General features: G+C 40.5%; 16 protein-coding genes. 10 read left to right on the top strand and 6 right to left on the bottom strand.

Annotated features, from left to right (window positions below; all coding sequences use genetic code 11):
- The first annotated feature begins 274 nt into the window (after positions 1-274).
- The 8 genes from ACEXOE_RS05985 to ACEXOE_RS06020 all read left to right on the top strand — a co-directional run bounded on the left by ACEXOE_RS05985 (position 275) and on the right by ACEXOE_RS06020 (position 9,067).
- On the top strand, positions 275-2,206 hold the full coding sequence (locus tag ACEXOE_RS05985; protein WP_394747830.1) for an amidohydrolase family protein: 1,932 nt from the start codon (positions 275-277) through the stop codon (positions 2,204-2,206).
- 11 nt (positions 2,207-2,217) lie between these two features.
- Complete coding sequence (locus ACEXOE_RS05990; RefSeq protein ID WP_394747831.1) at positions 2,218-4,470, top strand: AAA family ATPase; 2,253 nt, start codon at positions 2,218-2,220, stop codon at positions 4,468-4,470.
- Between the two features lie 6 nt (positions 4,471-4,476).
- Positions 4,477-5,433 (top strand): HNH endonuclease family protein, encoded by a 957-nt coding sequence (locus tag ACEXOE_RS05995; protein WP_394747832.1) that lies wholly within the window; start codon positions 4,477-4,479, stop codon positions 5,431-5,433.
- 95 nt (positions 5,434-5,528) lie between these two features.
- Positions 5,529-6,218, top strand: a complete 690-nt coding sequence (locus tag ACEXOE_RS06000; RefSeq protein ID WP_394747833.1) for a DsbA family oxidoreductase — start codon at positions 5,529-5,531, stop codon at positions 6,216-6,218.
- A 77-nt stretch (positions 6,219-6,295) separates the two neighbouring features.
- Complete coding sequence (locus ACEXOE_RS06005; RefSeq protein WP_394747834.1) at positions 6,296-6,799, top strand: hypothetical protein; 504 nt, start codon at positions 6,296-6,298, stop codon at positions 6,797-6,799.
- Positions 6,800-6,916: 117 nt separating this feature from the next.
- Positions 6,917-7,183 carry a hypothetical protein gene (locus tag ACEXOE_RS06010; RefSeq protein WP_394747835.1) on the top strand — a complete coding sequence of 89 codons (267 nt, stop codon included), beginning with the start codon at positions 6,917-6,919 and terminating at the stop codon, positions 7,181-7,183.
- A gap of 35 nt (positions 7,184-7,218) precedes the next feature.
- Positions 7,219-8,028, top strand: a complete 810-nt coding sequence (locus ACEXOE_RS06015; protein WP_394747836.1) for an EcsC family protein — start codon at positions 7,219-7,221, stop codon at positions 8,026-8,028.
- A 199-nt stretch (positions 8,029-8,227) separates the two neighbouring features.
- The gene (locus ACEXOE_RS06020; protein WP_394747837.1) at positions 8,228-9,067 is read left to right on the top strand and encodes a hypothetical protein; all 840 of its coding nucleotides are present in this window, start codon (positions 8,228-8,230) and stop codon (positions 9,065-9,067) included.
- Positions 9,068-9,082: 15 nt separating this feature from the next.
- Here ACEXOE_RS06020 and ACEXOE_RS06025 read toward each other — a convergent pair whose 3' ends face one another.
- The 3 genes from ACEXOE_RS06025 to hemH form a co-directional block, all read right to left on the bottom strand.
- A complete protein-coding gene (locus ACEXOE_RS06025; RefSeq protein WP_394747838.1) occupies positions 9,083-10,459 on the bottom strand; it encodes an MATE family efflux transporter in 1,377 nt (458 codons plus the stop codon).
- 80 nt (positions 10,460-10,539) lie between these two features.
- A complete protein-coding gene (locus ACEXOE_RS06030) occupies positions 10,540-11,904 on the bottom strand; it encodes a serine hydrolase (protein ID WP_394747839.1) in 1,365 nt (454 codons plus the stop codon).
- Positions 11,905-12,032: 128 nt separating this feature from the next.
- Positions 12,033-13,064 (bottom strand): ferrochelatase, encoded by a 1,032-nt coding sequence (hemH, locus tag ACEXOE_RS06035; protein ID WP_394747840.1) that lies wholly within the window; start codon positions 13,062-13,064, stop codon positions 12,033-12,035.
- A 276-nt stretch (positions 13,065-13,340) separates the two neighbouring features.
- Between hemH and ACEXOE_RS06040 the strand changes: the two genes are divergently transcribed.
- Positions 13,341-16,865: a TraB/GumN family protein gene (locus tag ACEXOE_RS06040; protein WP_394747841.1), complete on the top strand. Its 3,525-nt coding sequence runs from the start codon at positions 13,341-13,343 to the stop codon at positions 16,863-16,865.
- Between the two features lie 12 nt (positions 16,866-16,877).
- Here the strand turns inward: ACEXOE_RS06040 and ACEXOE_RS06045 are convergent, their stop codons facing one another.
- Genes ACEXOE_RS06045 through ACEXOE_RS06055 form a run of 3 tightly spaced genes read right to left on the bottom strand, consistent with a single transcriptional unit; the run spans position 16,878 to position 18,818 of the window.
- Positions 16,878-17,450, bottom strand: coding sequence for a hypothetical protein (locus ACEXOE_RS06045; RefSeq protein ID WP_394747842.1), 573 nt, complete (start codon positions 17,448-17,450; stop codon positions 16,878-16,880).
- Positions 17,450-17,947, bottom strand: coding sequence for an RNA polymerase sigma factor (locus tag ACEXOE_RS06050; protein WP_394747843.1), 498 nt, complete (start codon positions 17,945-17,947; stop codon positions 17,450-17,452). The genes ACEXOE_RS06045 and ACEXOE_RS06050 overlap by 1 nt, the downstream gene beginning before the upstream one ends.
- Complete coding sequence (locus tag ACEXOE_RS06055; protein ID WP_394747844.1) at positions 17,940-18,818, bottom strand: alpha/beta fold hydrolase; 879 nt, start codon at positions 18,816-18,818, stop codon at positions 17,940-17,942. The genes ACEXOE_RS06050 and ACEXOE_RS06055 overlap by 8 nt, the downstream gene beginning before the upstream one ends.
- 312 nt (positions 18,819-19,130) lie before the next feature.
- On the opposite strand from ACEXOE_RS06055, the gene ACEXOE_RS06060 reads away from it, so the two are divergent.
- Entirely contained in the window at positions 19,131-20,435 is a 1,305-nt protein-coding gene (locus tag ACEXOE_RS06060; RefSeq protein ID WP_394747845.1) for a hypothetical protein, read from the top strand.
- Positions 20,436-21,116 lie beyond the last annotated feature (681 nt).

Here is a 21,116-nt window from a genome sequence, read left to right on the forward strand (position 1 = left end):
GTGTATTTGTTTGTAGTTTGTCTAGTCATCAAACTAACAACAATTGGACCAAAAATACGCAAGAAATCTATTTTGTCCTACTTTTCAAAATTTCAGTGCTATCATCAGATTTCTACAAAAAAAATCCCCACAAATGGGGAAGCCATTCTTGTAGGGTTTTTGACAAAAATTTGTATATTTAACCTACTTCCCCCTTTGTTTTTATCATGTACTGGCGTAGCACTTTTTTTTTCTACTTCAGCTTGTTTTTTGCGTATTTATAATGACCAAACCCATGCCAAAAAAAAAGATCATCAATGTTCATACCCATGTTTTTACTGGTAACTTTGTGCCTCCATATTTAGCCCGTACCATTGTTCCCTGGCCCTTCTTCTATTTCATTCATACTGGGTGGATCATCAAACAATTCAAAAAATACTATGCCCACAAATACCGAAAGGAATTTGCCCGGGGCGAAACCCAAGAGGAAACGGACGCCTTATGGGAAGCGCTACATGAAGAAAAACGTAGGGAACGGAAGGAAGTACTCCGAAAGTATTTTATTTCCAGCCGATGGTATCTGCGTATTCCTATACAACTTCTTATTTTTTGGGTCATCTTATCGGCAGCATTCTATTTTATTGATCTGGTAAAATTACTCTTTGGAATAGAACAGGATTATTTTGAAATCATTGATCACCTTAAAGACTGGCTCACGGCCCATTATTTACACCTTAAAATCCATTGGATTTTAAAGGTCATCTGGGTAATTCTAGTATTGATTTTCATCCGAAGAGGGCGAAAGTTGCTGTTCATTTTGGCAAAGAAACTCTTTCCTATCCTAAAAAAAATAGCCAACCCACAATTGGCCGAAATGTTAGACCGCTACTATCTCATGGGGCGTTTTAGCTTTTACGGTACCCAACGCAAAGTAGCCCAGCGTGCCCTGCATCAGATTCCGCCGGGTTCAAGTATGGTCATCTTGCCCATGGATATGGAGTTTATGGGCGCCGGCACAACCAAAATAAGCTCAGAAATGTTGAAGTCCAAGGAAAAAAACCTTGAAAAGGGCTGGACGGAAGACGATTATAAAGAAAGCTTCCACTATCAAATGCGCGAATTATGGGATGTAGTCAAAAATCCCGATAGCACAGCACCCAAAGAAGCCTATTATCCCTTTTTGTTTATTGATCCACGAAGGGTAGAAAGAGATGGCTCTGCCTTCTTTGATTATGAAGTGGTCAATGATAAAATGGTCCTGAGACCCTGCTTTGTAAAGACCTATATGGAAGACCGTCAATTCAGTGGTTTTAAAATATACCCAGCATTGGGGTATTATCCGTTTGACAAATATTTGCTTCCTATTTGGCGTTACGCCGCCGAAAACAATATTCCCATCATGACCCACTGTGTTATGGGTGTGATCTATTATCGGGGAGCCAAGAAAAAGGCGTGGAATTTCCATCCTGTTTTTCAAACTACCTATGGGAAAGATGAATATGGTCCCATGCTTCTTCCGCAAACAAAGAACAAGGCCTTGCAATTTAACTTTACACATCCCATGAATTACCTCTGTCTCTTGGAGGAGTCTTTTTTAAAGACCGTCATTAAAAATACGGAGGACGAGCATATTAAAAAACTCTTTGGATATTCGGAAGCCGATGATACGCTACAACATAATCTTTCCAACCTCAAAGTTTGTTTGGCCCATTTTGGTGGGGAAGAAGAATGGATCCGTTATATGGAGCAGGATCGGGAAACCTACAGTCAACGCCTGATGCGGAATCCCAAGGAAGCTATCCGGTTTATGACCAATTCCGATAACGAATTTTCTTGGTTCAAAATTAGTAGTCTTTGGGAAAAGGGCGATTGGTTTTCTATTATCTGTAGTATGATGATCCGCTATCAAAATGTGTATGCCGACCTCAGCTATATTATCAGCAAACCTTCTATTTACCCCTTATTGAAATATGCCTTGGAAAAAGGAGAAGATTATGAGACGGAGCACCAAGCCTACAGCGCAGAGACTTCTCCCAATAAAAAAGCCATGCACTACAGTGGAAAGAACAAATTACGCAGTCGTATTTTATTTGGAACCGACTTTTATGTAGTGCGCAACCACAATTCGGATAAAGATCTTTTTATTGAGACCAAAGCTTTATTGGATGAGGAGGATTTTGATTTGATTGCTAGAGAAAACACAGCCAACTATTTATCAAAAGATTAAGCTATTCTATTATGATTTATGTAAACCGAGACCATGTTCCCATTCCAGATTCTTTGCAGAAAATGGATTCAGGTGTAGAAGCGGAAATTATTTCACGCTTGGAAGCTTCCAGTGGCTATACCCAAGCCCGTTTTAAGCGCAATTTCAGTTATCTGAGAAGAGCCCGTAAAAGCGCGGAAGAACTTTTTAATGGAAAATGCTGTTATTGCGAAACCAGGGTCTTTAAGCCCAATATTGAACATTTTAGACCTACATCCAGTGTCGTAGGTCTTAAAAATCAACAGAATGAAGGCTATTATTGGTTAACCTATAAGTGGTTTAATCTGTACTTAAGCTGTGAAACTTGCAATAGAAACAAAGGCAATAATTTTCCCGTAATCGGAAAGCGCCTCACCCCGCCAAGCTTAGAATTGTATTATAATTATGAAGAACTTAGAGCCACTTTAGATCAAGAAGAGGCATTATTGATTGATCCCTGTAATCTTAAGGATCATACCGAACTGCATTTTCATTATGATGAGCAGGGCATCATGCGCGCCCTGACGGAAAAGGGGCAATACAGCTTGGATATTTTACAATTGAATCGGGGAGGGTTGTCCGAACGTCGGAAAGAATTGGCCGATTTCTTGAACAAAGGCTTGGCATCCATCAATTTTAAGGACGATCAGGAAGAAATACTCTATGGAATATTGGAGACGCTACGGGAAAATCGCAGTTATTTAGCCCTGGCACGACAATTCATTGGAAGCTGGTTTGTGGAAAATGAAGGACTCCTTCATGATCGTTACCCTCAAATCTATGGCGAGCTGCTGGATCAGTTATCCAATTACACCCCACCCATCATAGACTTCTCTTCGGAAACTTCGGATGCTTTAGAAAGTCCGACGAACCTTGATCATGGGGCATCCAAAGAGAACGTTGTTCTAAAAGGGCCTTCGAGCCGTCCTCCTAAGGCCAAAAAAGCGTCCAAGAAGAAAAAACGACCTCCTATGGCGCAACGACCTTTCTATAATTTCATAGAATGGATTGATATTACAAATTTCAAGGCGATAACACATGCAAAATTGGCTATTCCCCAAGCTTCCGGACTAGAAGAAGGGGAAAATGGGATATTGTTGATTGGGGAGAACGGAGTTGGAAAAAGTACCATATTACAGGCCATTGCCTTGGTGATGATGGGTAATGAACAACTGCAACAATTAAATTTGGGAGACCTTTCCAAACTTATCCGCAGAAATTCAGGAGCCAAAAAAGCTGTAATTCAGGCAAAATTTAATAATTCAGAAACGCTTGTCACCTTAGAGATCACAAAATCAGAAATCCATTCTACAAACGATACCCTGGTGAAGCCCACCATTGGCATTGGTTCTATCCGGCGATTACCGGAGAAAGGGGAAGAGGTTACTTTTGAAGATGATCCTACCCGTATTATGGGCTTGTTCCGACACGACGTCATTTACCCTGAGATACAGCCTTGGTTGGGAGATACGTCCTTGGTCAATAGACATCAGTTCAACGAAGCGGCCAAAGCCATCATTGATATGCTGATGATTCCCGAGGAATTCATTGGTGAAAAACGGCTCATGAACCGGAGGGACAAAAAAATAAAAATTAATGTGGGCAATGGTCCGGAATCCATTGAAGATATGTGTGATGGTCATAAATCGGTCATCGGATATGCCCTTTACATCCTAAGATCGCTCTCTGAACATTGGAACAGTGCCATTAATGCAGAAGGCTTGGTCATTGTTGATGAAATTGGAAACCATTTACACCCTACCTGGAAAATCAAAGTAGTCTCCCTCTTGAGGAAAGTGTTTCCCCGTACCACTTTTATTATTAGCACCCATGACCCGCTGTGTTTACGCAGTGCCAGGCTTGGAGAAGTTTGGGTGATGAACAAAGAAGATGATGGCAAAAAAATCAATATCCTTCAAAAAGATGTTCCCATAGGTATGCCTTTGGAGAGCCTATTAACGGGCAGTTGGTTTTATATGGAGCATACTACGGATGAACATACAAGTAATCTCATCAAGGAACACAGCAAACAACTTTTCAGCACGGAGCCTGATGAAGGGCGCATTAAAGAGATTGAAAACGAATTGCGAGCGGGCATTATGCAAACCCCCTATGGAAATTCAAATTTGGATACTTTGTTCCATATGATGGACGAGGTTAAAAAAGAGGACAGCCTAGAAATCTCAGAAGATACTTCTCTAAGAGATGAACTAGCCAAGCGTTTACGTGAACAAATCAATTCCTAAAACAATATGATTCCATTTGAACGACCACTACCTCCTGAAGGATTCAACGAAAAGAGTAAGGAGCATCTTGAAGCTCTAGGAGATCCCAAACCTAAAAGCGAGGGTTGGCCTAAATTCAAGGATTCCTTTTGGCAAAAGTTAAAGCCCCACTTTGTAAGGGCCCAACACGATAAATGCGGCTATTGCGAAGTTTCCATTTCCGGTCATGGAGATGTAGAGCATTACCGGCCCAAAAAAGGCATCCAAAAGCTAATGGCTGAACGAAACGAATTTCCGGACAGCAAGAGAATAGATAGCAAGACGGCAGGTAAGGTACGACCACAGATTACAGAACATGGCTATTGGTGGCTGGCCTACGACTGGGAAAATTACCTGCTTTCCTGCGATATTTGCAACCAATCGTATAAAAATGCTCTTTTCCCGGTGGCGCACCCAAGAGCAACTCGAATGGATTCAGAATTTAACGTTCAAAATCCCAAACAAAATGATATCCATAGGGAAAAACCACTACTTATAAACCCTTATGAAAAAGATTTTGACCCTTGTAATTATTTTGAATTTACCGTGGAAGGTTTTATTAAACCTAGAAAAAAAGGTCCGGACCAGCAAGTAGATCCACGTGCCCTCGCCACAATTAAAGTATGTGGCTTACATCGTACCAGCTTGGTTCGGAAAAGGGCTCGGAGAGCAATGAAAATTAGAGCTAAATCTTTAGACCTCCTCAAAACAGTACTCACTCCGGACAAGTCCGAACAGGAATCACTAGCAACAGATATCTTTTTTGAGGGTCATGAAATCAGTCCTTTTGCTGGTATGGTCCGTGTAATATTTACACAAACTACTACTTTGGAATGGTCCGAATTGGAACGATTACTGGTGAAGAATGGATGGATGCAGACCGTTGATACATGGGTCCAGAATGTACTCCAAGTACAAAATAATCGATCGATCAATGGTTCGTAACCTGTATTCTATCTCCTGGTTTCATATGAATTTAACGTATTTTTAATCGTCAATCTCTTAGATCTGCACTATCATTGTGCTCTAAAAGAATTTGCATGGAAAAAGAAGTGATCAAAGTAGATATTGTATCCGATGTGGCTTGCCCATGGTGTTATATTGGGAAACGAAGAATGGAAAAGGCCTTAAAAGATTGGAAAGGAGCCCCTGTTGAGGTTACCTGGCATCCTTTTCAGTTAGATCCAACCATTCCCACTGAAGGCCTGGACAGAAACACCTATCTTACCAATAAATTTGGGGATTTGGAACGCACTTATGAAATGACGGATCGGATTACGGCCGTTGGGCAAGAAGAAGGAATCCGTTTCAATTTTGGCGACCAATGGTTGGCCGTAAATACACTTCCTTTGCACCAATTGCTCCATGTTGCCGGAGAAGAAGGTTTTAAAGACGCTTTAAAAGAGCGTTTTTTAAAGGCCTATTTTGATGAGAATCTTCATTTGAACCAATCTGAAGTATTGGCCAAGATCATGGAAGAATTTGGCTGGAGTGCCGAAAAGACAGCAAAGGTCATTGCCGATGATGAGATCGCTTATGCCGTGAAGCAGGAAATTGCCCATTATCAGCAGCGGGGCGTTTCAGGGGTTCCCTTTTTTATCATCAACGATAAATATGGTATTAGCGGGGCACAGCCCAGTAGCGTATTCTTAGAAGCATTTGCTTCGGTTTCTCCCATAACTGCTGCTCAGGAGGCCCCTCAGTGCGATGTGGACACTGGAGAATGCTAGGATAGTACGTTTTGTGTAAATTTTAACGATTTCATTCGCAGCGTATTACGACTAAGTCAATCTAGAAGTAAAAGCTCATGAAGAAATTAGCAATCCTTATCGCCTTTTTTGTCATCACTATAGGTTGTAGTGATGACAATAGTGTTCTTGGGAGTACAACGCCCGAAAGCACGCTTTTGGAGTTTTCCCAAAATGCGGCCATTATCGTAAGTCCACAATCCAACGATTTGGTTTTTGTCAATGTGGAAGCCGGGGAGCGACTCGTATTTGAGTATTTCTTTGTGGCCGAACAGGAAGATCTTATTGCGGATGACGAATATGGGGAACGTATTCTTTTTGAAGTAGATCCCAACCTTAGCTCCTTTTCTTTTTCTGATGCCGAACTCGCTACACTACGTCCATTTTTTAATCGTTTTTGCTTCTGTGAAACTATTGGGAGTCTTTTGATTTCTTCAGGAACAATTTCCGGAACACAGGTGAATGCCACCGCTTGGGATATTGACGTGGATTTGCGCTTTGATCTCGATGGTACTGAAGTTAGCAGAAGCATTTCTGGAAGGTTTCAGTTAAAAACCCCTTAAGCAATAGCGTCTTAGAAAACCTATAGGTTTTAGTTAATTTTCTATTTTTACACTGCCCTGGATGTAACAAAACTACATTTTAAGCTACCCATAAGTATATCTAAAGCACTGAAAGTCATGGGAGGAGGTAGTATAGCAGGAGCCATTCAAAGCTTAAAAATGAATCGCGCATTGATCAATAAACGGAAAATCCGTACAAAAAGCGATGTCATTGGCCAAACCTCCAAAACACAACTTGACGTTAAGGAAACTACGCCTAGGGATATGAAAAATATTCGCAAAAAAATCAAAAAATACAAACAAAAGGAACGTAGAATTACTGCTATTTCCTGGGTGATTACGGTAATTATTATATACCTGCTCTGTCTTTGGATCATCACCTAGATTGCCATCACCCTCATTAAATTTATAAAGAACCCATGCATACTGAAATTCAGATCAAAAAAACCTTATCGAACGAAGATTTCGCCACCTTAAAGCAAGCCAAACAACATATGGAACAGCTAGGCTGGGCCATGCAAGGTCTTAATAAAGTGGGGAATGCTATTGAAAGTCGTATTGCTCTCTTGCCTAAAAAACAGCAAGATTGGCTTCAGAAAACCACCTATAAAGTGTTGCATACCGTGGTAAAAAGCAATTTGATTTCCATGAAGGCCCACAAACAAAACACAACTCCTTGGAACAAAACCTACAAAGCCCTAGTTACTTCATCGGGAATGTTGGGAGGAGCTTTGGGAGCAACAGCTTTTGCCGCCGACCTTACTTTGACCACAAAACTAATGATGCGATCAATCATGGATATTGCTCGTAATCAAGGGGAAGACCTCAGCACCTTGGACACCCAATTGGCCTGTCTCCAAGTATTCGCTCTGGGAGGCACTTCCAAGCACGATGATAGTATTGAAACGGGTTATTACGCTTCAAAAATTGCTGTCAGCACTACAATCAAAGGGTCTACAGCTTACGCCCTTGAAGGGTTTTTCGCAGGGAGTACCAACCCCATACTACAACTGATTGCAGCCGTAGCTTCCCGTTTTAGTATTCAGGTTTCCGAAAAATTTGTTTCCCAAGCAGTGCCTTTGCTCGGGGCGGCCGGGGGTGCCGGAATCAATCTGGCCTTTATGAACCATTTTCAACGCATGGCACAGGCACATTTTAGTATTCGTAGATTGGAGCGGAAATATGGGGAAGCCCTTGTAAAAACTTCGTATAAATCCATTGAAATATAAAATGCTTAAGGTTTTTTGAGTTCTTTTAGCATTTGCTCAATTCCAAAGCGGAAATCAAGCCTATTTATACGACTCTCATTTTAAAACGATTCAAAACTATTTTTTGTGACCAAAAAAGAAGAATTATAGCCTACATTTACTTCAAGAATATCGAAACCCGTTTATTCATAAGCGCTTTTAAATCTTAAGAAACAATACGATGAAATTAAAATCAAAGCTCCTAGTACTATTGTGCCTATGCAGTAGCGCTGTCTTTTCTCAGGGGGTATCCCTCAAAAGTGGCACTTTCAACAGGGAAAAAGACCTACTGCTGCTACAATATGACTGTAAAACAGATGTAGATGATCTTCATTCGGTGGCCGCCGCGGCATTATTGCTATCCCATCCCGATTTTTCAAGCATCAAATACCATGCTGTTGCCGGCACCTATGGAACCCAAGGTGGACTATATGTTCCCCCAAATGATCTTTTTCAATTGGCTTTTGAAGATCAATGGACCGATGCCCATAAGGATTTTGAAGCTGCCGTAGAAAAAGTAAAAACCATAGCCATACAAACTTTGACCAAAAATGGAGAGGTATGGATCGCCGAGGCAGGGCAATCCAATTTCTCTGCGGCCCTTGTAAAGGCAATCCAGAATAGATTGCCCCAAGAAAAGCTTTCAAAAAGGATTCATGTGATACAGCATAGCGATTGGAATGAAAAAGTAACGGCTCAAAATGATCTGGATTATATAAGGACGCATACCGATTATCTGAAAATTCCTGATGGCAATGCTGAAGGCAATGGCACTCCTGGTTTTCGTTCTGCGGCCGCTGTTGACTGGAAACGCAAAATCACGGATTCCAAATTGGTCAAGATTTGGCAATTGGCTATTGATCTGGGGCTTCAATACAATGGAAAAGAAGGACGCTATAACAACAAGGCCATTATGCGCGGAGGATTGGATTTTTCGGACTTTTCAGAGCTGTGTTGGATTTTTGGCATGCAAGACATTAAAGATGCCGAACATTTCTTTGATCTTTTTTCTATGGAGTAGGGCTTCCTCTCACCTTTAGGACAATTCCCGTTGCATTTCCCGCTTCAAATAATACCCCGTAACAAGGGTAGCCAACACATCGGATATCGGAAAAGAAAGCCACACCCCCAGTTCTCCCCAAAATAGCGGTAGTAGTAACACTAGGGGAATAAAAAAGAATCCTTGCCGTGTTAAGGTGAGCAACAAAGCCGGAATGGCTTTACCAATAGCCTGAAAATAGGCAGCTCCTATCAATTGAATGGCAATAATGGGTGTCGCAGCAAAAACCCATCGCATGGCATTGGGAGTATGCTCCAATACAAAGGCATTGGTCAAGATATCTTGTTGGGGCAAATCTGTCCTATCACTTAAAAACAGATGGGTAATAGCTTCGGGAAATAACATCAGTCCCACAAAAACTATGGCGGCCAATAGGGCGGCGTATTTAATGGCCGTGATAATGGATTCCCGAACGCGCGGGTATTTTTTCGCCCCATAATTAAATCCGGCTATGGGCAAAAAGCCCTGGGTAATCCCAAAAACGGGAAACAAGGCAAACATAAGCATCCTTCCTATAATGGCATATACGGCTAGCATGGCCTCACCTCCCAATGAAAATAGAATATTGTTCATCAATAAATACGTAATGCTAACCACGGCCTGTCTTGCCAATGTCACCACTCCCAAAGCTCCAATTTCCTTTAAGATCGACCCTTCCAATCTAAAATCGGACATCCGAAGTTTAAGTTCGGAATTTTTGGATATAAAGAAATAGAACACATAGGCCGCACATAATAAATAGCCACCTGTTGTGGCCCATGCTGCTCCGGCCATCCCCCAATCAAAAACATAGATAAAAAGATAGTCCATAAACAGATTTCCCACGGAGGGAATAATCATGGCGGTCATGGCGAATTTTGGCTTTCCCTCGGCCCGAATTACCGTATTTCCCATCATACACAAGGCTAGAAAGGGTACGCCGTACATTACAATGGTGTAATAGATTTTAGCAGGTGTAAAAACTGCTCCTTTTCCACCAAAGGCAGGAATAAGGGTATCTACATAATACAACCCTAAAACCACCATAACTATGGTCATAAGAAGGGTAAGGCTGATCTGATTTCCAAAGGTTTTTAGTGCCTTTGTCTTATTATTGGCGCCCAAAGCCCTGGAGATAATACTAGAGCCTCCTATTCCTATGGCCATACCAAGGGCCGCGATAAAAAAGGATACAGGAAGTACCACATTGATGGAAGCAATGGCAATGGATCCAATCCAGTTTCCCACAAAAATAGAATCCACCAGTACATTTAAGGACATCACCAAAATTCCAATGGACGCAGGTAGGGCCTGCTTGACCAATAAAGCGCCAATAGGTTGACTTCCTAGTTGATCCGTGGTTGTTTTAGCCATTGCAGAAAATCCGAGCTTGATTCACTTTGCAATATTAGTGACTTTAAACCGAAATGTGTAAGGTATTTGAAGCTAAAAACCTACTCTACTTTTTTGCCTACGGGGTTTTGCCCTCCTTGATGTAAGGTAAGGCTTTCTATTTTACCCTCGCTGTCCGCATTGAAGGTAATACTAGCTTCTACCACTGTCAAGAAAAATTCGTTCTGAGCAGAAGGAAACACTTCAAATTTGGGCTGTCCCGTAGCTTGCAAAAAAAGTTTTTTACCTTCCTTGGTTACGGTAATACTAAAGGTTGGTGTCAATTCATATCTGCCCACATACTGCTCCAAAACGTTCTCAGATACTTCAACAATCTGTGGCACCACCTTCTTTTTAGGTGTTTTCAAGCTAAGGGCCGGATTCAAAAGTTTTAGTCCAATATCATCTATACTTTCATTGGAATTGCTCAATACCACAACTCCTTTTTGAGTACCCTTTAAAAAGCCGGCAAAAGTACGATAGCCCCCAGTACCTCCATTGTGCCAGATAATTTCCCCATTATTTGCATAATGCCATCCCAAGCCCATTTCAAAATTCTGAGTTTCATTTTTATAGGCAGGGGCGTGGCTCATGTTCATGGCTTCTTGCAAAGGAGAGTCTATTACGCCCATATTGGCTTGTATAAATTTTACCATATCCTGGGCAGTAGATCGAATTCCTCCTGCACCTGCCAAACTAACAATGTCCCAATTCTCTACCGCCACTCCTTCTGCATGTCCCAACGCAAGGCGTGCTTTCATTTCTTTGCTCAGCCTAAGTCCGGTATGTTCCATGCCATAGCCTCTATTAAAGTGTTCTGCAATGAGCTCTTCATAACTTTTACCACTGTGAAGTTCCAAAATATGCCCCAAAAGCCCCATTCCTACATTAGAGTATTCATAGGATGCCCCTACATCTCGTGGCAATTCGTAATTGGATAAGAATTCATACAGTTGTGCTATTGTATAGTCCGCAAAGGGATTGTTGGGATTCGCCGGCGCAAAGTTATTGGGCATTCTTGGCAGGCCAGAAGAATGCGTTGCCAAATCCTTTAGGGTAATTGCTTTCCCATTCCTACTGGGAACTTTCACGGTTTTGGGTAGATAAGCTGTTAGGGGATCGGTCAATTTCATTTTCCCTTGCAGAAGTTGATCGGATAACAATATGGTGGTAAATACCTTGGATATCGACCCTATCTCAAAAACCGCCTCTTCCGTTACGGGTTTTCCATTTTCTACGGCCGTTTTTCCATAACTAAAATAGGTAACTTCTTCTCCTTCGATAAGGCCAACAACAATACCCACATTGCGTTCGGTAGTTATCCGGGCTTTAATGTTTTCTTGTACATCTTGAGCAATTTCAGGGGCTTGTGCCCAACTTGCAAGTCCGCATAGGAACAAGCTAAGGCATAGTATAATTTTTTTCATTTCATTACGGTTTTTAGCATGTATCACATTCATGTGACGCTATTTCTTTGAAAATGTAACCGTTATGCCCTTAAATTTTGAAATAAAAAAGATTTTTTTTTCTAAAACGACCCTTTTAGCACTTTTGTTTACCCCGGAAGCATCTCTTTTTCCTGCCAGTCTTTTAGCCATTGTACCATCACAGAAACCCATGGATCACTATCGTTTAAACAGCCAATGTGTTTGTACTGCTCTCCTCCAGCTTCCTCAAATTGTTCCTTCCCTTCCATGGCAATCTCTTCCAAGGTCTCCAGACAATCTGAAACAAAGGCCGGCGTAATGACCGCTAAGCGCTTTTTTCCTTCTTTGGCCAAGCGCTCAAATTCAAAATCGGTATACGGTTTTAACCACGGATCTCCCGCAAGACGGGATTGAAAAGAGGTGCTCACCTTTTCTTCTGGCAATCCCAAATACGCTTTTACACGTTCTGTGGTATCATAGACTTGATGACGGTAACAGGTGTTATGGGCAACTGAATTTACCCCACAGCAGCTTCCATCGATCTTACAATGAAAACGCGTTGGATCTGATTTCCGAATATGACGTTCAGGAATGCCGTGATAGGAGAACAAGATATGATCGTATTCAAAATCCTTCAATCCTTCGGCAATACTTTCGGAAAGTACTTTGATATAAGCTTCATTCTTATAAAATGCGGGAAGGGTAGTCATCTTCATCTCGGGAAAAAACCGTTGTTGTTCTTCCATGGCCTTGACCACTACAGTTTCATAAGAGGACATGGCATAATGCGGGTATAGTGGCACCAATATCACATCGTCTACCCCTTTGTCTTTCAATTCTTGCAATGCTTTTTTGATGGTCATACTTCCATAACGCATTCCTAAAGCCACAGGCATATCCAATCGTTGGCGTACTTTTTCTGTAAAACGTTTAGAAATCACAATTAAAGGAGAACCTTCTTCCCACCATATTTTTTTATAGGCTGCCGCAGATTTTTTGGGTCGTGTTTGTAAAATAATCCCACGGACCAGAATATTTCGCAGCACCTTGGAAACATCGATGACACGTTCGTCCATCAAAAATTCATCCAAGTACGGCTTTACGTCTTTCGGTGTTGGACTGTCTGGTGATCCCAAGTTGACCAATAAAACTCCTTTCATGTCAGTACATCTTTCTATGCTTCCCCTAAAGCCCTATCTATTTCTCTACTAAGGCAGTACAGGAGACGGTTTCTGTGCTGCAAAAATACTACAACTACCTAAATAACGTTAACAATAAACGAATACTTTTTTAGATACTATTATAAATATTACTGATTGATTAACGGTCTTATTTTAACGGTAAAGTGCTTCGAAAAAAAAAATTCGTGTTAATTGTTCCCAACAATTTTGCAACTACCGTTTTTTATGGGATTTTTATAGTAAACCCTTTTGTGTATGCGTGTGCTTTTGATTCTTTTAGCTTCCCTCTATTCCTTATACTCTTTCGCCCAGGAAAAAAACAGTTTATTATGGGAAATTTCCGGGAACGGCCTAAAAGAATCCTCATACCTCTATGGTACCATGCATGTGAGCAAAAAAATTGCTTTTCGCCTAGACGATGTCTTCTATGAAGCTTTGGATAAAAGCGAGGTGGTAGCCCTGGAATCCGACCCCAGTACATGGCTCGAAGATGAGGACAATATGCCCAACATGACCTATGCCTATGGTGGCGGAAATATCACTAAGGGGTTTTATGCGCGTTCCTTTGCCTTCAAAAATCCAAAAAAAGAGAACATTGCTTCTTATCTGGCTTTTGAGGATCGTGTCATCAATAACATTCTCTATAGAACCAATGAGTACTCTCAAAACTTTGAGGAGGACACCTATTTGGATATGTTCATTTATCAGGCAGGGCAAAAATTCGGAAAAACCATAGTGGCCCTTGAAGATCTGGAAGAGTCTTCCACTTTGGTGGGAAGGGCCAGTCTCAATGCGGTAAAGCAAAAACCCGACGAATGGTTGCAAAAAAAAATGCAACAACAAGACCCTATGTTCCTATTGCAAGATGCGTATAGAGAACGCAATATTAACCTATTGGACTCTATAGATCAGGCCATGTATACAGAACATTATTTAAAAAATATGCTGTATATCAGAAATGAAAATATGGCCAAGCGCCTGGATTCGGTCATGCACAACAATAAGGTCTTTACAGGAATCGGAGCGGCACACCTTCCTGGAAAAAAAGGGGTAATCTCCCTTTTGCGAAATATGGGGTATACCGTAAAACCTTTGGTTTCCAAAAGTACCTCTCGCGGCACCAAGATCAAAACAAAATTTGAGCAAAAAATTCGTGAAAACACCTATAAAACCTATGGGACGGATGATGATTTCTTCCGTCTCTCCCTTCCCAACAAGCTTTATCCAATTGCAGATAATGGCAGCACCACCTACATCTCTCCCGATTTGGCCAATGGGAGTTATTTAATGGTCAATAGGGTGCCCAAATACGAGTTTATCAAAAAAGAGAGTCGCTATTCCATTACGGATATCGATCAGTTGTTGTTTGAGAATATTCCCGGAACGATCATTGAAAAAAAGGAATTGGAAAGGAGCGGATTTAAAGGCTTGGATATTAAAAATGTACTGAAAAATGGAGATCATCAACGCTACCACATCTATGTAACTCCTTTAGAAATCATTATTTTTAAAATGGGCGGTGAGGGCGATTATGTAAAACAACATTCCGATACCATTTTCAATAGCATTGCTTTCCGGTCTTTTGAAAAATCTCCGGTAAATATCATCTCTGGGTATCAAGATTTTGAAATTCAAATGCCAGCACTCTATACCTTCCCCAACAAATATCGCAATGGAAAAAGGACGGTTGAGGGTTACGACACCGCTACGGATTCCTATTATTTTCTTCGCAAGGTAACAGTAAACGACTTTAATTTTATTGAAGAAGATAGTTTTGAATTGAAACAGATTCAGAAACGGTTCTATCAACATTTAGAGTTAAAAGGCAGCTTTAACAAGCCTGAAAGCAATAGCCTAATTTCTGAAGCCCTTTTTGATTCCATTACGCAAAAGCGATTACACTTAAAAACGGTTTTTCGCCGAGGAGACTACTACCTTATGGGAGTTCTGACGAAAAAACCTGCACTGGCAACTGCCTTTTTTGACTCTTTTAAAGTGCATGAAGCCAACACTTCCGATAAATTTAAAAAGGTACAGGATACTGCCTTACATTTTAGTACGATCAGCTCGGTAAAACCGCCGAAATTTGTAGAAAACAGCAGCAATTACAATAATGCACGAAAGAAAGTTAAACCCTATGCTGCCTATAATAAGAGAACGGTCTATCAAAATAAAAACGATGAGGCCATCACCGTAGTCTTGAATAAGTCCCATGACTACTTAATGCTGAAACATATTGACTCGGTCTGGGCGTTGCGGAAAAAGATCTACACAGGAAAGAGCTTTTCCGTAATCAACGAAAAGACCAGTACCAAGAAAGGATATCATGAATTGCAGTTAACACTTACCGATACGGCCAGTACACGTGGTATATTGATTAAAAATATTGTCAAAGCCGGCTTGTTGTACGAGGTTAAAGCTTTGGTGGACACTATTCACAAACCCAGCCGCTTTGTACAGGAGTTCTTCGATAACTTTACTCCAAAAGACACGATCATCGGAGAAGGTCTTTTACGGGATAAAACCTCGGATTTCTTTGCGGCCTTAAAAGCAAATGATAGTATTGTATTGTCTGGATATCGCTTTTTAAAATTCGAGAAAAAACATATTGATTCCTTGAAACACTATATTGCCAATTTTGATTTTAAGGACGATAAGAAGAACATTCAGGCCAATCTTATTCAAAAATTAGGAAAACTCGATACACCAGAAGTGATTGACTTTTTTAAGGATTTCTATGTGAAGTCTTACAACAATTCTTATGCGCAAACCAAAATACTACAGGCCATTTCCAAAAAATCGGATGAAGCTTCCGTTTCCCTCTTACTGGATCTAATGTCCAAGGATTTGCCTTTGGTTTCCAGGAAATTTGAAATCTACACCATTTTTAAACCGTATACGGATAGCCTTGAATTGGGGAAGAAATTGTATCCCGAAATATTGGATTATAGTGCCATTGAAGAGTACAAGCCTTCTATTTTCTCTCTTTTGGCACAACTAAAAATCAAAGGATTGGTAAAACCAAAACTCTATAAAAACTATAGAAGACAGATATTGAATGATGCCAAAATACAGCTAAAACGCCAATTGGGGCAATATGTAAATCCCAATGTCCAACGGCGGTATGTGAGCACGGCGCAACGCCAAAATGGAGCTATTTTAGAAGATTATATGATTTTGTTATATCCCTTTATCAAAGAAAAGAATGTTGCTCAGTTTTTCCAGCGTTTACGGCTGCTTAAAAACCCTAATATTCGCACCACCTATGTCTCTCTCCTGGCTCAAAATAATAGGATACTCCCCAAGGGTATGATTGACTCTTTAGCTCAGGATATCAATAGCAGAATGTTATTGTTCAACAAGTTGAAACGTGTGGGAAAATCCAATTTATTTCCCTCGGCCTATAAACGTCAAGAAAAATTGGCTGCCTCTACTTTATTCTTGGGCATGGATTTTAATACCACTAAGGATTCTTTGGTTTTCTTACAGAAGAAGGCCTTGGAATACCAGGGAAAATCCTATACGGGGTATTACTTTAAGACAAGAAATACCACTAGAGAATACGATAAAAACTTTAAAATGCGCCTTGTAGTCTATGAAAACAGCAAAGGATTACAATCCAAACCCTATTATAAAAATGCGGGAATGCGTATAGAAGATACCGAAACCGATTCGGAAGTCATGGATTATGTCACAGAAGAATTTTTGTTGCGAAAGCGTAAACGAGCCACAGTCTACAAACCAAATCAGTACGCAGGCTATGGCTATTACGATTACTAAGAATAAAAAGGGTTAGTCCATCAAGTTTTTTAATGCGTCGATCAATGGCAAGATTTCCTTTTCATTCTTTTTTATTCTTCTTCGGATACTAAAAAACATAAAACATAGAATTGCTATGCTCAAGCCTGCATGTATGCCTACTCGAATAGCAAAATTTAAGCTTTTCAGTACTTCTACATAACCTATATTCAATCCCAGCAATAACAGAAAGGTATACCCCCACATATACCTCGATGTGGTCGTCATTTTTCCTTGCAATTTTTTAATATTTTCTTGAATATACGCCTGATTGTTAAAGCTAACTTCATCCTTATGCTTTAGCTTACTTCTATAGAGTTGGAGCAGTAACATCAGCATGGCAATGCCAATGCAGGAAATGGCTATGATGAAATAATTGCTTTCAAAAATAGGCAATACAATCCCTAGAAAAATTAGCGTCAAAGGGAAAGTGATCAAAACAAAGATGCGTTCCCGCTTTTCTTTTTTCTCCAGTCTTAGCAATCGTTCTATTAAAGCTGTGATATTGAAAGGACTTGGTTTCTCCTCCTCCCATAAACTTTTCCAATTTGTGATATCGTCTTCCATTATTTCTTTAATTTTTTGTTCAATGCTTTCTTAATTCTATTGATCCTTACGCCTACATTGGAGCTACTCAGTCCAGTGATGTCGGCAATGTCACTATAACTATTGCCTTCCAATAATAGCCCAATAACTATTCTATCGATTTCTTTTAAGGAAGAGATGGCCGTATAGAGTTCATTGATTTGTTGTTCTGGTATGCCAGGGTCCAGGGCTACAGCAGATAGGATACGTTCATTGTCGGACTTTAAAGGCGCATGTTTGCTATTCCTTCTGCTCTTCCGTTTTGAATACAATATTGCCGTATTGGTCGCTATTCTATAAATCCAAGTAGCAATGCTGCTATTCCCTTTAAAAGCACTTAAATTATCCCATATCTTGATGAGAATTTCTTGAAGCAAATCATCTGCATCGGGCTTATTGCCCATAAAGCCCAGACACAGGCGATAGATTTTATCCTTGTTTTGATGATAGATTTCCGTGAATCTTTCTTCTTTATTCATTGGCGATGAAATTTTCTACTTTATCATAAAACCAATTGGGTTCATCCCACATGATAAAATGCTTTGCTTTTTCGGCAATTTCAATGGTTACAAAAGTGCTCTTTTGAAATTGACTTTCAAAATTTTGCTGGGTCATCGCTTTGGTAATCCCATAGTCCTTGCCGGCAAACCAATTGCCCAGGACCAGGGTTGGTACGCTTATATGTGCTACCTCATCCCGCAGATCTGTTGTCATTAACTCATACATGGCCTGTCCTATGGTTTCTTTAGAGGATGCTATGGCCCATTGTGTGGATAGTTCAATTTTCTGGGGATCTCGCATCATAGTTCCCATGGTTACCTTTTGTTGTTTGGCATAGGTGCTATCTGGTGTTTGAAGGATCATCCTCTTCATCATTTGTGCCTGGGGTACGATATTCTTTTCAGTAGCATTGGGATTATAGGCCGCCGCCATAAAAGGATAGGAATCCACGATGATTATTTTTTCGAGCAAAGCCGAATCATGACTGGCCAGGGACATGGAAAGGAATCCGCCCAAGCTATGCCCAATGAGGATAGGTTTCTCCTTCAATTCCTTTTGAATGTAGGTTTTAATACTACGCTCTATTTTGGGGAGGAAACCTGAATCCAGAGTGATAGGTTTTTGGGTGCTAAAACCGGCCAATGTGAGTACATGACATTCGTACTGGTCTTGTAACTCTGCTACCGTTTCGTTCCACACTTCCCCAGAACAGGCCAAACCAGGGATAAGAATAATGGGCTTTCCTTTGCCCTTTATTTGCACATCAAAAGGGTATGGGGTTGCTATGGATTGCGCAAAGACATTGCTTTGGATAAATAATGCTAAGAGTAAAATTGTGAAGTGTTTCATGCTAATTTATATTTTGATTTCCCTTTAGATTAGCATCACATCAATTTATTACACTTTTTTTAAAAAAATTATGCCCTTTTTTGGCTATACCCTGAGATATTATAGCTTTAAGAGACCTATACAAGTACTCCTTTGGAATATTAAAAACCGTTTTAGTACAACACAAAAAAGAAAACAGCAACATCTATGGCATATCTATTTTATACCTATCAAAGATGCATGAGTTCCGCTTAAAAAGCTGTTGCATAACGACTTTCTTTTGGTTCTCATTTGATTTGCGCTATCTTTGCCCCGCTATAAAAAAGAAAAAATATGTTATCACTGTATAAACGTATAGGCATTGCTATTGCCATACTTTTCCTCTTCGATTGCTCTAATGACGAGCTCAGAACTCCGGATAACGGACCGGAGGCTTCCGAAATTTATTTTACCATAAACACCGCTATTGATCTTGAAACAGCGGAATCTGATGATTGGGTACTACTTTACAATAGTACGGGAACGCTTTTGGGAGCCCAGCCCTATGAGGCGGGAGATCAGCTTGTTTTTGAAACCGATGCTGTAGAAGTTTTAACGGATGAACTTATTGTAACTAGGTTTTGCTCTTCTGTTGAAGGAGGAAGTACCAACCATACTTTTACAAGTTATCCCAACATTGCCAGGGGCAGTGTGTGGAACTTTAAAGCTACGGACAATAGCTTTAGCGGATTGCCCGCTGGTACCGATTTAGGAGAATTTACTATTAACGTAGATAACATTCCAGGGCAACCTATTACCTCTAATATCTCATCGCAACTTGGGCGTTTGGGTAGTAGTGTTTCATTGACCACTCAAAATAATAGCAGCACTCAGGAAACTACCTTTACTATATTTGAAAATGCCGAAAGACATCTGATTTCTATTGTTGACGGAAATCAGGACACTAGATTTGCTTTTGTAGATACTTTACCAGAAGGAGGGAATCTGAACTTAGATTATACTGCATTTAGTGATTTTGATATACCCGTACCGGTTTCTATCCCGGATACGGGAGATTTTTTGGCTACCGTACAAGCTTTTACTCCCGATCAACCACTCTTTCCGGGAGATGGATTTACGCTCACCGATATTTTATCTTCTGAAAACGAATCCTTTGAAAGGCCATTTCAATTGGGATATTTGAGCGAATTTGATAGCTATATGACCACCTTTAACTATTGGTCAGGTCAGGGTTATATTTATTTCTATACGAAATATGGGGAGCGCCCGGATAGTATTACAATACCCAACAATGTTTCCTTGGAACTAACAGATGAATCCTTGTTCAATTTCCGTTTTTCCACTAACCTTCCTTTCATAAGGAGGCAAAGTCAATGGTTTAACGCCTCATTTGGAGCAGATGCCGTACTCACACGATGGACCGTGGATACGGGAGATGTAGAAAGTCTTCCTCCTATGGAAATCCCTATGGAAATTCAAGAAAGGTATCCGGAAATCGATTTGGATGCCCTGGAATACACGGTTACACGATTCTTTACCGATTTTGAATCCTATGAAGATTTTATTGCGCGGAATTTTGTTTCGGAAACCAGAAGTACGGGATTGATTTCTTCTGAGGCTTATCATTTTACGCGATAATCCCAAAAAGGGGTTTTTCTGGAACGAAGTATTAGGAATATGTACGGCTACGAAGTTACAAACTTCGTAGAGCGAGCAAAGTCCAAAACATGTCAGGTCGAACCTGTCTGCCGGCATACAGGCGCAGTCGAGATCTATTTAAGCTCATTGGCAAAAACTTCTCGACTGCGCTCGAAGTGACATCATGTGCTATTCATAAAATATTGTCCCCTTGAGGGGACTTTAGGGGTGTTTTTTGAGGAGCGAAGTAGTAGTCATAAGGGACTACGAAGTTGCAAACTTCGCAGAGCAAGTATTGAATTTCAATTTTCGCAAGCAAGCCCTATACACTTTGAAAAAGACCCGCCCGTCGGTTTTGGGTTAAACGATTTCTGATTTCGTAAGAGGAGATTGGGATGCCTTTTATCATTTTTTGGATGAATGACCATTTTTCCATTATAAGATTGCCCTAGAAAGACCATAGACCAACCGATTGGTCTAAGAATATCTAATGATTTCATCCCTTAAATCCGTAGCAGATTCCGCTCAGTAAACCTATAGAGCGCTTTTTGGAGATCGAGACTACATATAAAAGCTTCTCGATACATTTTTGAGTCGGTCAACCTCCTCAAAAACACTCGAAGTGACATCATGTGTTAGCTGCGGCTACGAAATTACAAACTTCGCAGAGCAAGATGTCAA

This window comes from Spongiimicrobium salis, assembly GCF_043678055.1.
Lineage (GTDB): Bacteria > Bacteroidota > Bacteroidia > Flavobacteriales > Flavobacteriaceae > Spongiimicrobium > Spongiimicrobium salis.